We start from the raw sequence: 18569 nt of genomic DNA, 5'->3' as shown, positions 1-18569 counted from the left end.
TAAAAAAGGGCCGCATCATTACTCAATACAGAGTTTGATACGGCCCCTTTTAAATATTATAGTTATAATCTGTAACTTTAAGGAGTAGTCATTTTAGTTTTGACACACCCTCTTTTTTTCACACTATTCCACACTTAAGTGTAGATAAATTCCACACACCATCTATAGGCATCAGACAGAAGACAACTGATTTTCAATGCATTACATCTTATTCATATTTGGCATACCATTTGAATTAAATATGGTATAAACAATAAAAACAAAACAAACAAGATATGAAAAAGATTATTGCAGTATTAATGATGACTATAGGAATAGGTAATTTATTTGCTAACAGTATCGAAAAAACAAACAACTATTCTGATAACACAAAGACTTACAAATCATTTACAGAAATTGATATAAACGATTTGCCATCAAATATTCGTGAGATTTTATATTTTGATTTCAAAGATTATATAGTAAAGTCAGTAGAGGTAAAAACAGTAAACGGTACAAATATCTATCAGGTTACATTACTGGATATAGAAAATTTTGAATACTGTATTTACATAACAGAAAAAGGAACAATCATCGAATAAACTAATTTCATATTTAAAATTAAATGCCTGTCTGGACAAAAATAGATGTTCAGATGGGCATATTTTTTCTCTAAATGTGTATTTTTGCAGTAAATACTTAATATCTCCACAACATGGAAATAATATATTTGCATCATAGCGGATTTGCCATACTGGCAAACCAATTCACCATTATCATTGATTTCTTTGAAGATTCCGAATCGGAATCCTGCGGAATTCTCCATGATAAATTACTCAATAAGAACGGAACGATGTATGTTCTTTCAAGTCATTTCCATGCAGACCACTTTAATAGACAAGTCCTAGAATGGAAAAAACAGAAGAACGATATTAAATACATATTCTCACATGACATTTATAAAAGAAGAAGGATTGAAAAAGATACAGCCATATGGTTGAAAAAAGGTGAAGAATATTCAGACAACAATATTAAGATAACGGCTTTCGGTTCTACAGACGTAGGAATATCATTTATGATTGAAGCAGAAGGAAAAACATTATTCCATGCCGGCGACCTGAATAACTGGCATTGGATGGACGAAAGTACAGAAGAAGAATGGAAAAGGGATGAGCAGAAATTTTTGAATGAACTTAAAATCATCAAAGAAAAATATGATAAAGTTGATATTGCAATGTTTCCTATAGATCCACGTCTAGGAACAGAATATATGCGTGGAGGAAAACAGTTTATAGATGCAATACAGACATCTACCTTCATCCCTATGCATTTCTGGAATGACTATGCCTCTGCAAACAAATTTCAGGAATATGCAAGGTTGCGAAATATCAACTCTCCCGAAATCAATCACAGGGGACAGATTTTCAGTAATTTATAATATCATTAATTTATTCAACAAATAAAAATAACAGACATGAAAGTAAAAGGACATTTTGATCATTTCAACATCAATGTTACAAATCTAGAAAGAAGTATCAAGTTCTATGAAAAAGCATTAGGACTTACTGAAGACCATAGAAAAGAAGCTGCCGACGGTTCATTTATATTAGTTTACCTTACTGACAAATGCTCAAACTTTATGCTTGAGCTGACATGGCTAAAAGACCATACAGAAGCATACGAGTTGGGAGAAAACGAAAGCCACCTGTGCTTCAGGGTTGAAGGCGATTATGACGAAGTAAGAAAATTCCATAAAGAGATGGAATGTGTATGTTTCGAAAACGAAAGCATGGGATTATATTTCATAAACGATCCAGATGACTATTGGATAGAAATACTTCATGTAAAATAAAAACAGAAATGGGCGGCATTTACCGCCCATTTATTTTTCAAGTTTCACATACCCCAAACGTGTATATCTCACCCCTCTACTCTCATAATGGGACATGACTTTTGCAGACAGGACATGTAATGTCTCTCCATTTTCAACCAGTCTTGAATGACAACTCAATTCGTTTGGAGAAAGGCTTCTGCCGGCAGCCTTAACAAGAAAGACAAATCTGTTACCATCACGATCTGCCGCCAACACATTCTGATCCACATAAAAATCAGCCTTATACCCATCAACCTGTTTTCTCACATTAAGAACTTTGAGTAACAACCCTTTAAGTTTATCACCCTTTTCTCCGACAAAATGGCTGACCGAGGATATTCTGTTTTTATGAACTGTTAGCTCGAAATGTACCTTCGAAAAAAGTCTTGCAAGATATACCAACCTGTCAAAACGGTCTGTATCAGGTTTAAATTTATTTGCCAACCACAACACATATGACGGTTCTACATAATATATTTCAGCCAAACGTTTTCCACGATACTTTCCAAATGGAATTATATCATCAGTACGGCCATAACTATTCTCAAACTCGGAATTATCTGAACATTCCAATCGGACGTTACAATTCTGAAGTATATCCTTAGCACGCTCTAAAGCAGCCTGAAAAGTAACTGCAAGTGTTCGTACAAATAGCGGTTGTTCACCAGGGAACAGTCTCCACAAGGCATAATAAGGTCTGAAATCGGTAGCCATACTTATTGCATAAACACCATTTGCAGATGTACGGCCATAATTAAAACTATCAATAGCGTTTGTATCAAACATAAAAGACCTCCTTCCTTTTCCTTTTATGCAATATAATATAAATATTATAAATATACAAGCGTATAATAAAAAAACCGACAAACCAATTGGTCTGCCGGTATCTTATAAAAAATATATTAGTCTATTTATCTCATCTCAATCTCTCATATGCCTTTACAAGCATCTCATCCTTTCCTATGGCACGAATAGCCAACCAGTCAAGAACAATACCTACAAATGGCAAACATACAATCCATGAAGGTACAAAAGTCGCATCACCCTTCAACATAAAGACGAATGCCACAACAGCCACATAATAACCTATAGCCAAAATGATATTAAACAAAGTGAACCGTATCTGCAACATTCTTTTCTTATAGATAAATATCGTTACCAATGAGATTATTGCAGAAATTATTTGAATAGCAAACAAAGCCCACGGTTCATAATTCTCTGTCCCATCCTGAGCTATCAAAGAAAGATTTGTAAATTCCGTAATAGAATTATCTGTTCCAACAAAACTACCAATAGGATTTGAAATTACTATAACAGAAAGAATTGCTACAATGAGCAAATATACAGATTGAATACGTTGTATCATAAATTAAAATTCAGTTTTCAGATTAACAATAAAAAAGCCGCTCCTTTACGAAACGGCTTTAATTTCTTCTAAGGAATATTACCAGCCCTCTTTTATTTAAGCTTCTCTATTTCCTTTGCAGGATTTCTATAATAAACCTTACCTTCTATATACTCCTGAGTAGCAATCAAAGTTGGTTTTGGAAGTTTTTCATAATAACGAGAAATCTCTATTTGCTCTCTGTTTTCAAAAACTTCTTCCAAGTTATCGTTATACGATGCAAACTCCTGAAGCTTCTTTGAAAGGTCATTCTTCATTTCAACCGCGATTTGATTAGCACGCTTGCCTATTATTGCAACAGTTTCATATACATTGCCTGTGTCTTCACACAGTTCCATCATGTTACGTGTTACGGTGTTGGTAGGAGCATTTGATTTTTTGTAATCCATAATTCGATATTTAATTATAAATGTTTTTAATATTCTTCTTCTACAGAACCAACAAATTTGCTGGCTTCTTTAAATATATTCTCTACTTCCTTGGTGTACTTACTTTCAGGGAATTCATTCTTAAATGCATAATACTCATCTATAGTCTCACGCATACGGTCTTCCTTCTTCTCAAGGACACTCTCACGAGCCATATCATATTTGGCACGGAGTATAAGTATTGACAAGTCTTCGCGAAGTTTGGTATAAGGATATTCTTTAAGAATGTTCTGTGCTGTTACAACAGCAGCCAGATAATTGTTACCTGAACTAGTCATTGACGAGTTACCCGTATAAGAGCCCAGATCATAATACAACTTAGCTGAAAGATACTCCTTTTCTACCAGCTTGTCCTGCAACTCAAATATCATATTTTGAGCAATCTCATGACGTTCTGTTCCAGGGAAATATTCCATATACATCTGCAATTCCTGTATTGCCTTATATGTACTGCTCTGATCAAGTCTAGGTTCAGGTGTATCCAGATACAACGCTTTTCCGGAATTAAAACGTGCCAGTTCAGTATATGTGCCACGAGGATAAGTAGTATAATATGTATTGAAATAATGAGATGCTGTAACGTAATCACCTTGATTGAAATATGTCATAGCCAGCATATACAATGATTCCTCGCCAAATCTTGTTCCTTTCATTATAGGAATAAGTTCTTCCAGAATAGTTGCAGCCTTACTATTCTGTCCTTTGGCAAAATATGCTTTTGCAGCTTCATATTTATATTCGTAATCCGTACTCTTTAGTACGCTATTATACTCTCCACAGGAGCTCAGCAACCCTGCAGAAAGAAGAACCATAACAATATATTTTTTCATATTAACAAAAATAGTTTTGCAAAATTACTGTTTTATTGTGAATAATACAACATCAAAATCATTTTTAATGTTATTTTTACTTACCACATAGCTTTAAAACAAATATTTATGTACTTTTACACCATAAAAAACATATTTACATGAAATTCGAATTAATATCAGAATACAAACCTACCGGGGATCAGCCGGAAGCCATCAAACAACTGACAGAGGGCATCAAAAACGGTGTCAAGGCACAAACACTGCTTGGAGTAACTGGTTCCGGAAAGACATTTACCATAGCAAATGTAATAAAGGAAATAAATAAACCGACACTTATCCTGAGCCACAACAAAACTCTTGCAGCACAGTTATACGGCGAATTCAAACATTTTTTTCCTAACAATGCTGTAGAATACTACGTATCATACTATGACTATTATCAGCCAGAAGCATACCTCCCATCTACCGATACTTATATAGAAAAGGATCTTGCTATAAACGATGAGATAGACAAATTAAGACTGGCTGCAACATCGGCACTTCTTTCAGGAAGAAAAGACGTGATAGTTGTTTCATCAGTGTCATGTATATACGGTATGGGAAATCCGTCAGACTTCTACGACAATGTAATAGAAATAAAGCGTGGAAAGCTTATAGACAGAAATGTATTTCTCCGACGCCTCGTAGATAGCCTTTATGTCAGGAATGATATAGAACTGAACCGCGGAAACTTCAGAGTAAAAGGTGATACCATAGACATTTATCTAGCATATTCCGACAATATCCTGAGAGTAATGTTCTGGGACGACGAAATAGATGCAATAGAAGAAATCGATCCTGTTTCCGGACATAAAATGGCAGACTTTGATGAATACAAAATTTATCCTGCCAATCTGTTTATGACTACCAAGGAAAGCACCTTACGGGCTATTCATCAGATAGAAGACGATCTGACCAAACAAGTGGCTTTTTTCGAAGAGTCTGGCAAATTCCTGGAAGCCAAAAGAATATATGAAAGAGTGACGTACGACATGGAGATGATTAGAGAACTTGGACACTGCTCAGGTATAGAGAATTATTCCAGATATTTCGACGGACGTGAGGCCGGTACTCGCCCCTACTGTCTGCTAGATTTTTTCCCGAAAGATTTTCTCCTTGTTATTGACGAAAGCCATGTCAGTGTACCACAAATCAGAGCAATGTACGGAGGCGACAGAGCCAGAAAGAAAAACCTTGTAGAATATGGCTTCAGACTTCCTGCAGCCATGGACAACAGACCGCTCAAATTCGAAGAGTTTGAGGAAATGGTAAATCAGGTTATATATGTCAGCGCAACACCAGCCGATTATGAACTTGTACAGAGCGAAGGTATAGTGGTCGATCAGGTAATACGCCCTACAGGGTTGCTTGACCCAATAATAGAGGTACGCCCAAGCCTGAACCAAATAGACGACCTCATGGAAGAGATTCAGCAAAGGATTGAGGCAAACGAACGTGTACTCGTCACTACACTTACCAAACGAATGGCCGAAGAACTTTCCGAGTATCTTCTGAACAACGGAATAAAATGCAGTTATATCCACAGTGATGTTGACACACTGGAACGTGTTAAGATTATGGATGAACTAAGACAGGGTATTCATGACGTGCTTATCGGTGTAAACCTTCTTCGTGAGGGCCTTGACCTGCCCGAGGTATCACTTGTAGCCATACTTGATGCTGACAAGGAAGGTTTCCTCCGTTCACATCGTTCGCTCACACAGACAGCCGGACGTGCTGCAAGAAACGTAAACGGAAAAGTGATAATGTATGCCGACAAGATTACTGAAAGCATGCAGCTTACAATTGACGAAACGAACCGTCGCCGCGAAAAGCAGCTTGCATACAACCAGGAACATGGAATAACACCTCAACAGATAAAGAAAGTAAGAACTCAAATTCTAGGAGATAAAGATAATAGTGCAGAAAATAAAGACAATGCACCGAAAGCTTATACTGAACAGGCAGAAACATCATTTGCTGCGGCAGATCCCATTGTACAGTACATGTCGAAGGAACAACTTAAGAAAAGCATCGAACGCACAAGGAAACTCATGCAGGATGCAGCAAAAAATCTCGACTTTATCGAAGCTGCCCAATATAGGGATGAACTTATCAAATTGGAAGAAATGCTTAAAGACAAATAAAACAAGTATTATCTTTTATTCCTGAATAGACAAAAACAGCCACAAAAGATGTTTACCCAATAATGGTAAATGAAATCTTTTGTGGCTGTATATTTTTTATTTTTCCTGCATAAGACTTTGCAGTTTTCCGGATAAAAGGAACAGCACTACAGCTGCAGTACCACTCATAAAAACGAACAAGAGAAAGAAGTCATACAGATTTCCCACATGATATCCTAAAAAATTTTTCGCTACTCCACCTTCAGGGTAATATCCGCTCAACATTCCTGCCATTTTATTAGCAGCAGATGTACTAAGATACCAAACACCCATTAAAAGAGAAGAAAACCGTGCAGGAGAAAGTTTATACACCAATGACAGTCCTATTGGGGCAAGACACAACTCGCCCATTGTATGGATAAGATATAATCCCGTAAGCCATATCATACTCACCTTGACTCCAGGTTCTACATCCTTAACACCGAAAGCAATGAACAGATACCCCATAGCCAAAAGGAAAAGACCTATGGCTTGTTTCTTTACAGAACTAGGTTCTAGTCCATTCTTACCAAGAAAAGACCATAGACCGGCAAACACAGGAGCCAATAGCACCAACATGATAGGATTAAACGATTGAAAATATGCTGCCGGCATCTCCCATCCTCCAATGTTACGGTCTGTCTGCTCATCAGCAAAGAATGTCAATGAAGCTCCGGCCTGTTCGTATGCAGCCCAAAAGAAAATCACAAAGAATGCTATGATATAGATAATTCCAATCTTTATCTTTTCACTGCGATTAAGACTATGATCTGTTATTATCAGTATAGGCATCACTATCACAGTGGCATATATAAGAGAGCCTATCCAGTCCGCCCCTGAGAAGACACTACCTCCTGTAGAAATCTGATTACCGGTTATCCAATCCCAATTCACAGAGAAAACGAGCGTCAGTGCAATTGTAGCGACTATCGCCACTATGCTTTTCGCAGAAAGCCATCCATCACCTTTTTCTAATGATTGCAAATTGTCATCTTTCTTTTGAGGCGCAATTCCTACAGGATTACCATCAGGATCGCAGATATATTTGTTCTTGAATATCTGAAAAACAACAGCTCCCAGAATCATACCAATACACGCTGCAAGAAATCCCCATTTAAAATCTTCCGGATGTCCGGTATTTCCTATCAGCCCACAAATAAGCGGGGCAAGAGTAGAACCTACATTAACCCCCATATAGAAGATAGTAAAAGCAGAGTCCTTACGCTTGTCATTGTCAGAATACAGACGGCCAACCATTGTAGATATATTAGGCTTGAAAAATCCGTTACCCATTATCAGTAGTCCTAAGCCACAGAACATCAGCCATTTTGCCACATCAACATGATGAAAATAACATGCACTTAGAAATAACAGGAACTGTCCTACCGCCATAACCAACGCACCAACAACAATTGACCTTCGGTTTCCCCAATATTTATCGGCAATATATCCCCCAATAAGCGGAGTCAGATAAACAAGTCCTGTGTAACTGCCATAAACCTGCGAGGCAAACTCTTTATCAAAGAGCAGTGCCTGAACCATATAAAGCATAAACAAGGCACGCATGCCATAATAACTGAAACGTTCCCACATTTCAGTCACAAAAAGAAGATACAATCCTTTGGGATGTCCTTTACTATTGTTTGTCACTTCCGTACTGTTCATCTTATTTTATTCCAAGTTTCTTCTTCAGTTCTTTACTCAAAGCATCCTTGTGCATCATTACATAAACAGTTTTGGCACGCACAAAGCTTTCAGACATATTGATATATCCACCAAAACGGTTTCTCTCAGTTCCCCATGAATTCTTTGTTATATAATATTTTGTACCGTTCTGGTCTTTTGTCAACCCTATAATATGCATCAGATGATCGTCTGTAGTAACAAACGATTCATAACCTTCTTGCCTTATTTCAGGAGTAACATTTACTTCCGGATAAGGATGCTCGAATTTATATACTTCCTCAAGTCTTTCACCGGTTTTCATATTTTCAAAGCGTGCCCTGTCTGTCTGACTGTAATCATCCATTTTTGTTACCTCAGGATTTATGGCAACACCATTTGTAAATGAAAAACCTTTCTCGCTTACATCACCATCCCAGCATACAGTATATCCGTTCTTCAAGGCATTGTCTGTAGCATCCATCATCTCATCAAGCGGAAGATTATACATTTTAGCATGTTCCCAGTTGTCCGGAATTTCAAGTTCAAACTTCTCATAATAAGGTTTATGCGTGAAACTTGTAAGCATAACATAATCATCCATATTCAGTCCGAGACTCTCAGCAAAACTTTTCGGAGTATATTCCCTACCATTATATGTAAATGTTTCAGGAAGTTTACCCATATAAATGTCGAACAAAGTATTCATAAGCTCGTTATATTCAGAACTACGGTGTTTCATTTTTACAGCCTGTCCTGCTATTGCAGACATATAAGCTTCAAGCTCAGTATGATTATGAGTCTTTGAATCATAATTTATTCCACTATAAACTTCTTCTGGAACAATACCAACCTGCTGAAAAGCAGTCATCCAACTTGGCGAGATACTACCCTGTCCTATATTTCCCCTTCCACGACGAAGATAGTTATCAGCCAATTGATTCATATACTTTTGTCTGACAATAAACATTTCCGACAGATCATACTCACCTTTCCCCATTCTAAGCAACTCCGACTCCATGAAAGATGTAGTTGCAAAACACCAGCATGTTCCAGTTGCTGCCTGATTCTTTACTGATGTAGCCTTGTTTGAAACTATGTCTGTAAACTGATACCCATTACCCTCCTGTGCCATAACGGCAGATGCAGCAACCATTAATGCTACAAATGTCAAGTTTCTTACTCTCATCTCTCTATTTTTTAATGTCAAAAAATAATATTTATTTACATAATGAATTTTCCGTTTGCAAATATACGCAAAGCCGGGAGCAGAGTCAAGCGAAAAACACAGTTTTTCAAACTAAAATGTGTAGAGACACATAATTAGGCCCTATAAGTCATCAATCTTTTCTTGTGTTTGGACTGATAAAACCAAACTCCAATGATATCGGCCAAAGCCCAACCTATAGGAACTGACCACCATATACCCGTATAACCAATGGCAGGGACTGAAGCCAGGAAATATGCCAATGCTACACGTGTTCCTAAAGAAACAACGGTCAGCACAACAGACATTGACGGCAATGCGACAGCCCTATAATAACCGTAAAGAAGGAACAAATAGCCTATACCTACATAGAAACTTCCTTCAATACGAAGATACTCCACACCTATATTGATAATGTCAGTCTCTTCAGGCGAAACAAAGAAAGCCATAAGCCAAGGTGACAGCAAAAAGACCAGAAACGAAACAAAAATAGAAAACGCCGTAGTAATACACACAGCAATACGAATTCCTCGGCGGATACGCTCCACACGTCCTGCCCCGAAATTTTGCGCTATAAATGTGGAAAAGGCGTTTCCAAAATCCTGTACAGGCATATATGCAAAGGAATCTATCTTTACAGCAGCTGCAAAGGCTGCCATAACGGCTGTTCCGAAACTGTTTACAAGCCCTTGTACCATAAGAATACCGAAATTCATAACGGACTGTTGTACTCCAGTTAAAAATGAATATGATGTAATCTTTGCCAGTGACTGCCTGCTGACAATGCAGTCTATACGTTTCAGGCGCAAATCCGGGAAATGCTTGTAGGTATATAAACAAAGTCCTAAAGAACCTACAATCTGAGAAATCACTGTGGCAAGTGCAGCTCCTTCTACACCCATATCCAGTGTAACCATCATCAATACATCAAGAACTATATTAAGAACAACCGAAACTATCAGAAAGACCAACGGGACTAAAGAATTTCCTACCGCACGAAGAAGAAAAGCATAAAAGTTATATACACAGATAGGAATCATCCCTAAGAATATAATGAGAAGATAATCATGCACCATCCGCTCCACCTCGGGAGGTGTCTGCAAGATACGTATTATAGGCGAAAGGAAAACTAAGGAACAAACATTAAGAAATAATGTTACACCTCCTACGAGCACTATCGATGAAAATATACTCCGGCGCATTTCTTTGAAATCATTCGAACCATACTGCATGGAGAACACCGCACTGCACCCCATACACAGACCTATAAAAACTGAAGTAACGAAAACTATTAGGGCGTACGATGATCCTACAGCAGCCAAAGCATCGGCACCAAGGACACGTCCTACTATCAAAGTATCAGCTATATTATAACACTGTTGTAAAAGATTTCCCAGCATCAAAGGAAAAGCAAAACGCAACATTGCTCCTGTTATGTTTCCGTTTATCAGATCTTCCTTTCCAAAATTCATATTAAACCTACTTTCCTTAAATTTTACAGGAATACAAAGTAAATATATTTTTTCCGTAAGGACAACAAAAAAAGTCTCCGCAACAAAACAAATGCTGCGGAGACTTCATATAGTTTTTATCGTTAATTACTTCTTTTCGATATCGATACCTTTGTTACGAAGAGTCATACCCATAAGTTTCAAGTAATCTGAGTACTGCTTTTCATTTAAAGTATTTTTCATCAACTTCAAATTGCCATAAACAGCCTTGCGAACTTTTTCGTCCTGACCTTCTTTTGCTCTATTAGCCATTTTCATTTCTGCTTCAAAGAAATCGCAAATGTCAGCAACTTCTTCACTCTGATCAGAAGAAAGTTTAAGATACTTTCCTAACTGAGCCTTGTTGATTGAACCATTCCATTTTTCTGTAGTTTTAGTCTGGTTACCGTTTGCAAATACTGTTGCAGAAAGTGCCAATGCGGCGATAAATGTTAATCCTGATTTCATAATACCTAATGTTTAATTTTTGTTGTTACCTAAAATACAATCTTTTCTTGATTGCCTTAATTTAATCTCATTTTGGTAAGTTTTCCTATATCCTTACCTTTCATTTAGCTTAAGCCTTTTTCTTTTTACCGATACAAAGATAAGCATGTTCTCAGTAACGAAAAAACAAATGACAGAAAATCTTCAAAATCTACGTCATTTGTTGATATGCATCAAGAGTTTAACAGAAATTTGAACAATAACAGGATTTTATTGTTAATGTAATACATATATAATAAAAGAGCCCGATACATCAGCGTATCGGGCTCTTCTCCATATATAACTCTTAGAAATATTATCCTCCGAAGTTATCGTACATAATTGAAGATGGTTCAACACCAAGGCTGTCAAGCATTTTGACTACAGCGTTAGACATCGGACCAGGACCACACATGTAGTATTCAATATCTTCCGGAGCTTCGTGGTTCTTCAAGTAAGTTTCAAGCATTACCTGATGAACGAATCCCGGAGTATATTTAACTCCTGCAGCATCAGCAGCTGGATCAGGACGGTCAAGTGCAAGATGGAAGTGGAAGTTAGGGAAGTCTTTCTCAAGAGCCAAGAAGTCTTCAAGATAGAATACTTCATTCAATGCACGAGCACCATAGAAGTAGTGAAGTTCACGATCTGTAGTGTGCAAAGTACGTGTCATATGCATAATCTGCGCACGCAACGGAGCCATACCGGCACCACCACCTACCCAAATCATTTCCTTCTTAGAATCGAAGATTGGGTGGAAGTCACCGTAAGGACCACTCATCAATACCTTATCACCTGGTTTAAGGGTAAAGATATAAGAAGATGCGATACCAGGATTTACATCCATGAAACCGCTGCGGTCTGGCTTAAACGGAGGAGTAGCGATACGTACAGTCAACATGAATACATCACCTTCGGCAGGATAGTTGGCCATAGAGTAAGCACGGATAGTTTCTTCCTCGTTCTTACATTTCAAGCCGAACAAACCGAATTTTTCCCATGCAGGAAGATATTCGTCACCGATAAGGCTCTTGTCGATATCCTTGTTATAATCCATTTCGAATTTAGGAATCTTAATCTGTGCGTATGAACCAGGAATAAAGTCCATATGGGCTCCTGCAGGAAGCTGCACTTTGAATTCCTTTATAAATGTAGCGACGTTCTTGTTGGAGATAACCGTACATTCGTATTCCTTGACACCCATTACTGATTCAGGAACCTTTATTGACATATCACCCTTGACCTTTACCTGACAGCCAAGACGCCAGTGGTCTTTCTGCTGTTTGCGGCTGAAGTGGCTTACTTCGGAAGGAAGAATTTCGCCGCCACCTTCTACAACCTGACACTTGCACTGACCGCATGAACCCTTACCTCCACATGCCGAAGGAAGGAATACGTTGTTCACTGCCAACGTGTTGAGCAGCGTAGAACCTGATTCAACCTCCAACTGATTTTCACCGTTTATTGTTACCTTAACCTTACCGGAAGCAACAAGAAAATTCTTAGCAACCAGAAGGATTACTACCAACACCAGAATAGTCACAAGGAATACTCCAATGCTTGCCAAAATAAAATTCATATCCATTGTCTTATTCCTTTCTTTATTAGATGTTCAAACCAGAGAAACACATAAATGCCATAGCCATCAGACCCACAGTGATAAAAGTGATACCAAGCCCTTTCAGCGGAGCCGGCACATCAGAGTAAGCCATTTTTTCACGGATGGCAGCCAGGCCTACGATAGCCAGCATCCAGCCCAGACCTGAACCTAATGCATAAGAGATGGCATCAGCGACGCCTCCGATGTATTTCGGGTCTGAAGGAGTAAGGTTGATACGCTGCTGCATGAACAAAGAGGCTCCCATGATGGCACAGTTCACGGCTATCAATGGCAGGAAAATACCCAGCGAGGCATACAGCGAAGGGCTGAAACGCTCCACAATCATTTCTACCAATTGTGTAATCGCCGCAATAACGGCAATAAAGAGGATAAAGCTCAAGAAGCTGAGGTCGATGCCCAAGATGCCGTCGGCAGACAATACCTTAGTCTGAAGCAAATAGTTGACAGGCAAAGTCACCACCAATACAAAAGTCACGGCTATACCCAAGCCGACAGCTGTTTTCACATTCTTCGAAACAGCTAGGTATGAACACATACCCAAGAAGAATGCGAATATCATATTGTCCACAAAGATGGAGCGGACTAATAAACTGAAAAAATGTTCCATAATGTCTTTCCTTTACTTGTTATTCCTTATCTTGTAATTCAGGATGCTTCGCACGCTGGTACCATATCAGGCAAGCCACGATAATCAACGCCATCGGCGGCATCAGCATCAATCCGTTATTCACATAGCCTGCCTCGCTAATAGCCGGATAGTTCAGTACATTGAATCCCAACAACGTGCCAGAGCCTAAAAGCTCGCGGATGAAAGCCACAATGACCAAAATCTTGGCATAGCCCAATCCGTTGCCGAGACCATCAAGACAAGATTCCCAAGGACCGTTTGCCATCGCAAACGCTTCAAGACGTCCCATCAGGATACAGTTGGTGATAATCAGGCCGACATACACTGAAAGCTGAACGCTTACATCGTATGCAAAAGCCTTAAGCATTTCGCTTACTATAGTCACTAACGCGGCAACAACCACCAACTGGACAATGATACGGATACGGTTTGGAATTGTCTTGCGGATTAACGAAATAACCACATTCGAGAATGCGGTAATAATGGTTACCGAAAGCCCCATCACGATGGCCGGCTCTAGTTTTGAAGTTACGGCAAGTGCCGAACAAATACCCAGCACCTGCACGGTGACCGGATTATTCATGCTTATCGGGTTGGAGAACACTTCCCTATTCTTGGCTGAAAATAAATTTCCCATATTAATTTCTCCTCCTATTATTCTTTAGCGGTTAAAAACTTGGTATAGTTTCCCATGCAGTTCTTCAGCATCTGCCCTACGGCAACTGAAGTAATCGTACCTCCTGAAATACCGTCCACCTGGAATTCAGGCTTATCGACCTTTCCATTCTTTACGACATCCAGCCCGATAGCATCTCCGTCCAGCACGTTTTTATCTTTGAATTCATTCTGAAAATGCTCGGTAGCGATTTCCGCGCCCAATCCTGGAGTTTCTGATGCATGTGAGAAGTAAGTGCCGTAAACCGTATCCTTATCATCGTTCAAAGCCACATAACCCCAGATGGCACCCCACAATCCTGTTCCGTAAACAGGAATAACGTACTTCTTCTGTCCGTCTATTTCGCAGACGAAAATATGGGCTTCTCCTTTTTCCTTATATGCTTTCTCATATCCGGTAACAAAACTGCCTTCGTACGGCTTCAGCGAACCGTCTTCAGCCACCAGCATATCTTCTTTCACTACTTCGGCAAATTTGGCTTCCGCATTTTCCACTTCACGGATACCCAAAGCCGAAAGAATTTGTTTTTTCGTATCCAGCTCTACGTTCTTTCCCTGCAGGTCGCGCAAAGAAGAATTTACGAAAGCCAGCAAGAATGCTACGATAACAACCATTACCGAAGCATAAATGATAGTATAAGAGTTACTATTCGTATTCATCGTATTTTCGGTTTTTTATTTGTTAGACATAGCACGTTTTGCACGACGCGAAATATTGTTCTGCACTACCACATAGTCAATCAGCGGCACAAAGATATTCATCAGCAGGATAGCAAGCATCATGCCCTCAGGATAACCGGGGTTGAGCACACGTATTATGATTGCCATGGCACCAATCAGGAATCCATAAATATATTTGCCGTTCTCCGTACGTGAAGAAGTGACAGGATCGGTCGCCATAAATACGGCACCAAAACAAAAACCGCCCAAACACAAATGTTCATACCAAGGCATGTGGGCTATCGCAGTATCAGGTCCCCATTGGTTGAACACCAAACCCATCACGGCACCTCCTACAAATACAGACAGCATCGTTTTCCAGCTTGCCACACCCGACCATAACAAAATCACGGCACCGATGGCAATGGCAATCACACTGGTCTCACCAATGGAACCAGGTATCAAACCAGTCACCATGTCCCAAGAGAAGTCAGGGCATTCGGCAACTTTTGCCACACCCAACGGAGTAGCGGCAGTCAACCCATCTACAGTCTTGCCTAAACCGAAAATACTGTCACTTGCCACCCATACAGTGTCACCGGACATCTTCGTAGGATAAGCGAAGAACAAGAATGCACGTGTAATCAATGCAGGGTTGAAGATGTTCATACCTGTACCACCGAATACTTCCTTAGCGAAGATTACAGAGAATGCTGTAGCTACGGCAAGCATCCACAACGGACAGTCAACAGGAACAATCATAGGAATCAACATACCTGAAACAAGGAAACCTTCCTGAATTTCTTCCTTCTTCCACTGAGCTACAACGAACTCAATTCCAAGACCTACAACGTATGAAACGATGATTTTTGGCAATACGGCAAGAAAACCGTAACCGAATTTCTGAATGAAGCTACCTTCGATACCTGCAAAAGCATAGTGCTGGTAACCTACGTTATACATACCGAACAGCAATGCCGGTATAAGCGCAATAACCACGATAGACATGATACGTTTGCTGTCTATAGCGTCGTGGATGTGCGTACCAGTCTTAGATGTAGTATTCGGAACGAAAAGGAATGTTTCGAAACCGTCGAATACAGAACGGAAAGCCTGGTATTTGCCGCCCTCTTCAAAGTTTGGCTTTATCTTATCGATATAATTTCTTAACGCTTTCATTATTATTTATATTCTTATATACACATTATATATATTAACACATTTCACGACGGAGCATGTCAAGACCTTCGCGGACAATACGCTGAAGTTCCATCTTTGAAGAACATACGAACTCGCAGATAGCGAAATCTTCAGGAGCTACTTCGTAGATACCAAGCTGTTCCATGCGGTCGATATCACCGGCAATGATAGCTTTGATAAGATATTCAGGAAGAATATCCATAGGAAGTACGCGGTCGTATTCGTTTGACATAATCATATGACGTTCTCCACCTTTGATACGAGCGTCAAGAGTATATTCTTTCTTGCCCATCAACCAGCTGAAATATGAGTGGCTTGTACTGAACTCGTTGAAACGAGGCATAATCCATCCCAACATTTCGTGAACATCGTTACCTTCAGGAATTACAGTTACCTGACTGTGGAATGCGCCAAGGAAACCGTTAGCAGGAATCTGTTTTCCTGTCAAAGGATTACCGCTGATGTAGCGAAGTTCCTTATCCTTGTTTACATTACTTGCAAGGATGTCTGTAAGCAGTGCACCTACTTTCAGTTTGCAATAAGCCGGTTTCTTAACTTCTGAGCCTGTGATAGCAACAGTACGTGTCATATCAACACGACCTGTATTCATCAGACGTCCAATGAAGATTACAGCCTGTGGGTCGATAGTCCAGACAGTTTCACCTTTGTTTACAGGAGCGATGTTGTTGATCTGAACACCAACATTACCTGCAGGATGAGGTCCGTCGAAAGCTGTTACAGTAACGTTCTTAGCCTGTGTAAGAGCTGCTGACTTCTGGTTAACACTAATACTTAAATAAGTCTTGGCCAATTTAGCCAAAGCATCAAGTCCTGTCTGGAAGTTGTTTTCTTCGCCTTTCAGAGCTACTTCAAAGTCCGGAGCCAGCGGATTTGTGTCGAAAGCAGAAACGAAGATAGCTCTTGGAGCCACTGTCGGATCTGCGATTACATCGTAAGGACGCTGTCTGAAGAAAGCGAACATACCGGCATTAAGAAGTAGTTCCTTAACTGCCTCTGCACTCATGGCAGATACGTTCTGCTTGCCGAATTCTTCGTAATCCTGTTCGGCTGCTGCCTCTACAGTAATACTCATTACCTTACGTCTAGCTCCGCGCTCTACGCTTGTCACTACGCCACTAACTGGCGAAACAAATTTCAGTTCAGGATGATTCTTGTCAATAAACAAGGGTCCTCCGGCCATTACATACTCTTGTTCTTTAACGACTACCTTAGGAGTTACTCCTGTAAAGTCATCCGGTACTAAAGCATAGAAACCAGGTGCCTTTACAGCCACAACTTCTGCAGCTGCCTTACCTTTCAAGTTGATGTCCAGGCCTTTACGTAATTTAATTACATTTGCCATATCGGGTTATAAAAAATGGTTTTTAAATTTTGCCGCAAAATTAAAGAAAAAATAAGTAAAAAAGAACTTTTTCGACAGATAAATAAGGAATTTTTTCCTTATTTAAAAGAACAGTTATAAACAAATACTTATTTGGTCTGCAACATGCATTTATCATTGCTTTTTGCTTCTGCCTTTATTATAGTTTTTATCTATAATACAATAGATAAAGACTGTTGTAAACCAATAATAAAATTGATATATTTGCAAAAGAAAATCATCTGATAAAACAAATCATTCACACTAAAACATTAATTTGATATGAAAAGACTATTATTTTTCTTAGCATCTGCCGTTATCATAGCTCTTTCCACTAAAGCCCAATCCGTATCATCTGACAGCAACGGCAAAGTTATACATATAGGAAAGACAGAATTCGTGGAGAAAATATACGATTATGAAAAGAATCCTGATAAATGGATTTATAACGGAAAGAAACCTGCCATCGTAGATTTCTATGCTGACTGGTGCGGACCTTGCCGCATGTTGTCTCCAACATTGGAAAGCCTTGCCCAGAAATATAAAGATAAGATTATTATATATAAGGTGAACACAGACAAGGAACGCGAACTTGCTGCAGCTTTTGGCATAACCAGCCTTCCTACCCTGCTGTTTATTCCGATGGACAAAATGCCTCAGGTTGCACAAGGAGCACTACCAAAAGAGGACCTGGAAAAAGCAATCAACGATTTCCTGTTGAAATGACATAAAAAAACGCTTTGACGTTTTACTTAAAATGCTTTGTTATTTTGCCTTAAATGACAAAGCATTTTATTTTTTAATTATTCCGCCATTAATAACGCTCCACAATTCGCCTAAACAGTCATGACATAATGT

The 18569-nt window shown here is 39.2% G+C and carries 19 protein-coding genes; 5 read left to right on the top strand and 14 right to left on the bottom strand.

The features are described 5' to 3' along the window. Positions 1-275 precede the first annotated feature (275 nt). From H6A61_RS08575 to H6A61_RS08565, 3 genes are all read left to right on the top strand, one after another. Positions 276-581: a hypothetical protein gene (locus tag H6A61_RS08575; protein WP_204392866.1), complete on the top strand. Its 306-nt coding sequence runs from the start codon at positions 276-278 to the stop codon at positions 579-581. A gap of 113 nt (positions 582-694) precedes the next feature. Continuing rightward, positions 695-1417 carry an MBL fold metallo-hydrolase gene (locus tag H6A61_RS08570; protein WP_204392864.1) on the top strand — a complete coding sequence of 241 codons (723 nt, stop codon included), beginning with the start codon at positions 695-697 and terminating at the stop codon, positions 1415-1417. A gap of 36 nt (positions 1418-1453) precedes the next feature. Then, positions 1454-1831, top strand: coding sequence for a VOC family protein (locus H6A61_RS08565; RefSeq protein WP_204392862.1), 378 nt, complete (start codon positions 1454-1456; stop codon positions 1829-1831). A gap of 30 nt (positions 1832-1861) precedes the next feature. Here the strand turns inward: H6A61_RS08565 and H6A61_RS08560 are convergent, their stop codons facing one another. The 4 genes from H6A61_RS08560 to H6A61_RS08545 form a co-directional block, all read right to left on the bottom strand. Continuing rightward, positions 1862-2638, bottom strand: coding sequence for a hypothetical protein (locus H6A61_RS08560; RefSeq protein ID WP_204392860.1), 777 nt, complete (start codon positions 2636-2638; stop codon positions 1862-1864). Between the two features lie 130 nt (positions 2639-2768). Next, positions 2769-3218 (bottom strand): DUF4293 domain-containing protein, encoded by a 450-nt coding sequence (locus H6A61_RS08555; protein ID WP_204392858.1) that lies wholly within the window; start codon positions 3216-3218, stop codon positions 2769-2771. 92 nt (positions 3219-3310) lie between these two features. After that, positions 3311-3646, bottom strand: a complete 336-nt coding sequence (locus H6A61_RS08550) for a DNA-directed RNA polymerase subunit omega (RefSeq protein WP_154042789.1) — start codon at positions 3644-3646, stop codon at positions 3311-3313. A 26-nt stretch (positions 3647-3672) separates the two neighbouring features. Beyond that, positions 3673-4515: an outer membrane protein assembly factor BamD gene (locus tag H6A61_RS08545; RefSeq protein ID WP_154042790.1), complete on the bottom strand. Its 843-nt coding sequence runs from the start codon at positions 4513-4515 to the stop codon at positions 3673-3675. Positions 4516-4655: 140 nt separating this feature from the next. On the opposite strand from H6A61_RS08545, the gene uvrB reads away from it, so the two are divergent. After that, positions 4656-6683, top strand: coding sequence for an excinuclease ABC subunit UvrB (uvrB, locus tag H6A61_RS08540; RefSeq protein ID WP_204392856.1), 2028 nt, complete (start codon positions 4656-4658; stop codon positions 6681-6683). Positions 6684-6779: 96 nt separating this feature from the next. Here uvrB and H6A61_RS08535 read toward each other — a convergent pair whose 3' ends face one another. From H6A61_RS08535 to H6A61_RS08490, 10 genes are all read right to left on the bottom strand, one after another. Beyond that, a complete protein-coding gene (locus H6A61_RS08535; RefSeq protein ID WP_204392853.1) occupies positions 6780-8366 on the bottom strand; it encodes a peptide MFS transporter in 1587 nt (528 codons plus the stop codon). A gap of 1 nt (position 8367) precedes the next feature. After that, positions 8368-9519: a C1 family peptidase gene (locus tag H6A61_RS08530; protein ID WP_430746799.1), complete on the bottom strand. Its 1152-nt coding sequence runs from the start codon at positions 9517-9519 to the stop codon at positions 8368-8370. Positions 9520-9686: 167 nt separating this feature from the next. Next, positions 9687-11042: an MATE family efflux transporter gene (locus H6A61_RS08525; protein WP_239469160.1), complete on the bottom strand. Its 1356-nt coding sequence runs from the start codon at positions 11040-11042 to the stop codon at positions 9687-9689. Between the two features lie 126 nt (positions 11043-11168). Next, complete coding sequence (locus H6A61_RS08520) at positions 11169-11531, bottom strand: hypothetical protein (protein ID WP_154042794.1); 363 nt, start codon at positions 11529-11531, stop codon at positions 11169-11171. 331 nt (positions 11532-11862) lie between these two features. Next, complete coding sequence (gene nqrF, locus H6A61_RS08515) at positions 11863-13131, bottom strand: NADH:ubiquinone reductase (Na(+)-transporting) subunit F (protein WP_204392849.1); 1269 nt, start codon at positions 13129-13131, stop codon at positions 11863-11865. A 19-nt stretch (positions 13132-13150) separates the two neighbouring features. Next, positions 13151-13774 (bottom strand): NADH:ubiquinone reductase (Na(+)-transporting) subunit E, encoded by a 624-nt coding sequence (gene nqrE / locus H6A61_RS08510; protein WP_154042796.1) that lies wholly within the window; start codon positions 13772-13774, stop codon positions 13151-13153. Between the two features lie 19 nt (positions 13775-13793). Next, positions 13794-14432: an NADH:ubiquinone reductase (Na(+)-transporting) subunit D gene (locus tag H6A61_RS08505; protein ID WP_154042797.1), complete on the bottom strand. Its 639-nt coding sequence runs from the start codon at positions 14430-14432 to the stop codon at positions 13794-13796. Between the two features lie 17 nt (positions 14433-14449). Continuing rightward, complete coding sequence (gene nqrC / locus H6A61_RS08500; protein ID WP_154042798.1) at positions 14450-15130, bottom strand: NADH:ubiquinone reductase (Na(+)-transporting) subunit C; 681 nt, start codon at positions 15128-15130, stop codon at positions 14450-14452. 15 nt (positions 15131-15145) lie between these two features. Continuing rightward, positions 15146-16309, bottom strand: coding sequence for an NADH:ubiquinone reductase (Na(+)-transporting) subunit B (locus H6A61_RS08495; RefSeq protein ID WP_204392847.1), 1164 nt, complete (start codon positions 16307-16309; stop codon positions 15146-15148). Positions 16310-16343: 34 nt separating this feature from the next. Beyond that, on the bottom strand, positions 16344-17693 hold the full coding sequence (locus tag H6A61_RS08490) for a Na(+)-translocating NADH-quinone reductase subunit A (protein WP_204392845.1): 1350 nt from the start codon (positions 17691-17693) through the stop codon (positions 16344-16346). Between the two features lie 300 nt (positions 17694-17993). On the opposite strand from H6A61_RS08490, the gene trxA reads away from it, so the two are divergent. After that, positions 17994-18437, top strand: a complete 444-nt coding sequence (gene trxA, locus H6A61_RS08485; RefSeq protein WP_204392843.1) for a thioredoxin — start codon at positions 17994-17996, stop codon at positions 18435-18437. The last annotated feature ends 132 nt before the right edge of the window (positions 18438-18569 follow it).

Origin of the sequence: Bacteroides caecigallinarum (genome assembly GCF_016901995.1) — a bacterium.
In the GTDB taxonomy this organism is placed as follows: Bacteria; Bacteroidota; Bacteroidia; order Bacteroidales; family Bacteroidaceae; genus Phocaeicola; species Phocaeicola cellulolyticus.
This window is presented reverse-complemented; position numbering and strand designations above follow the sequence as displayed.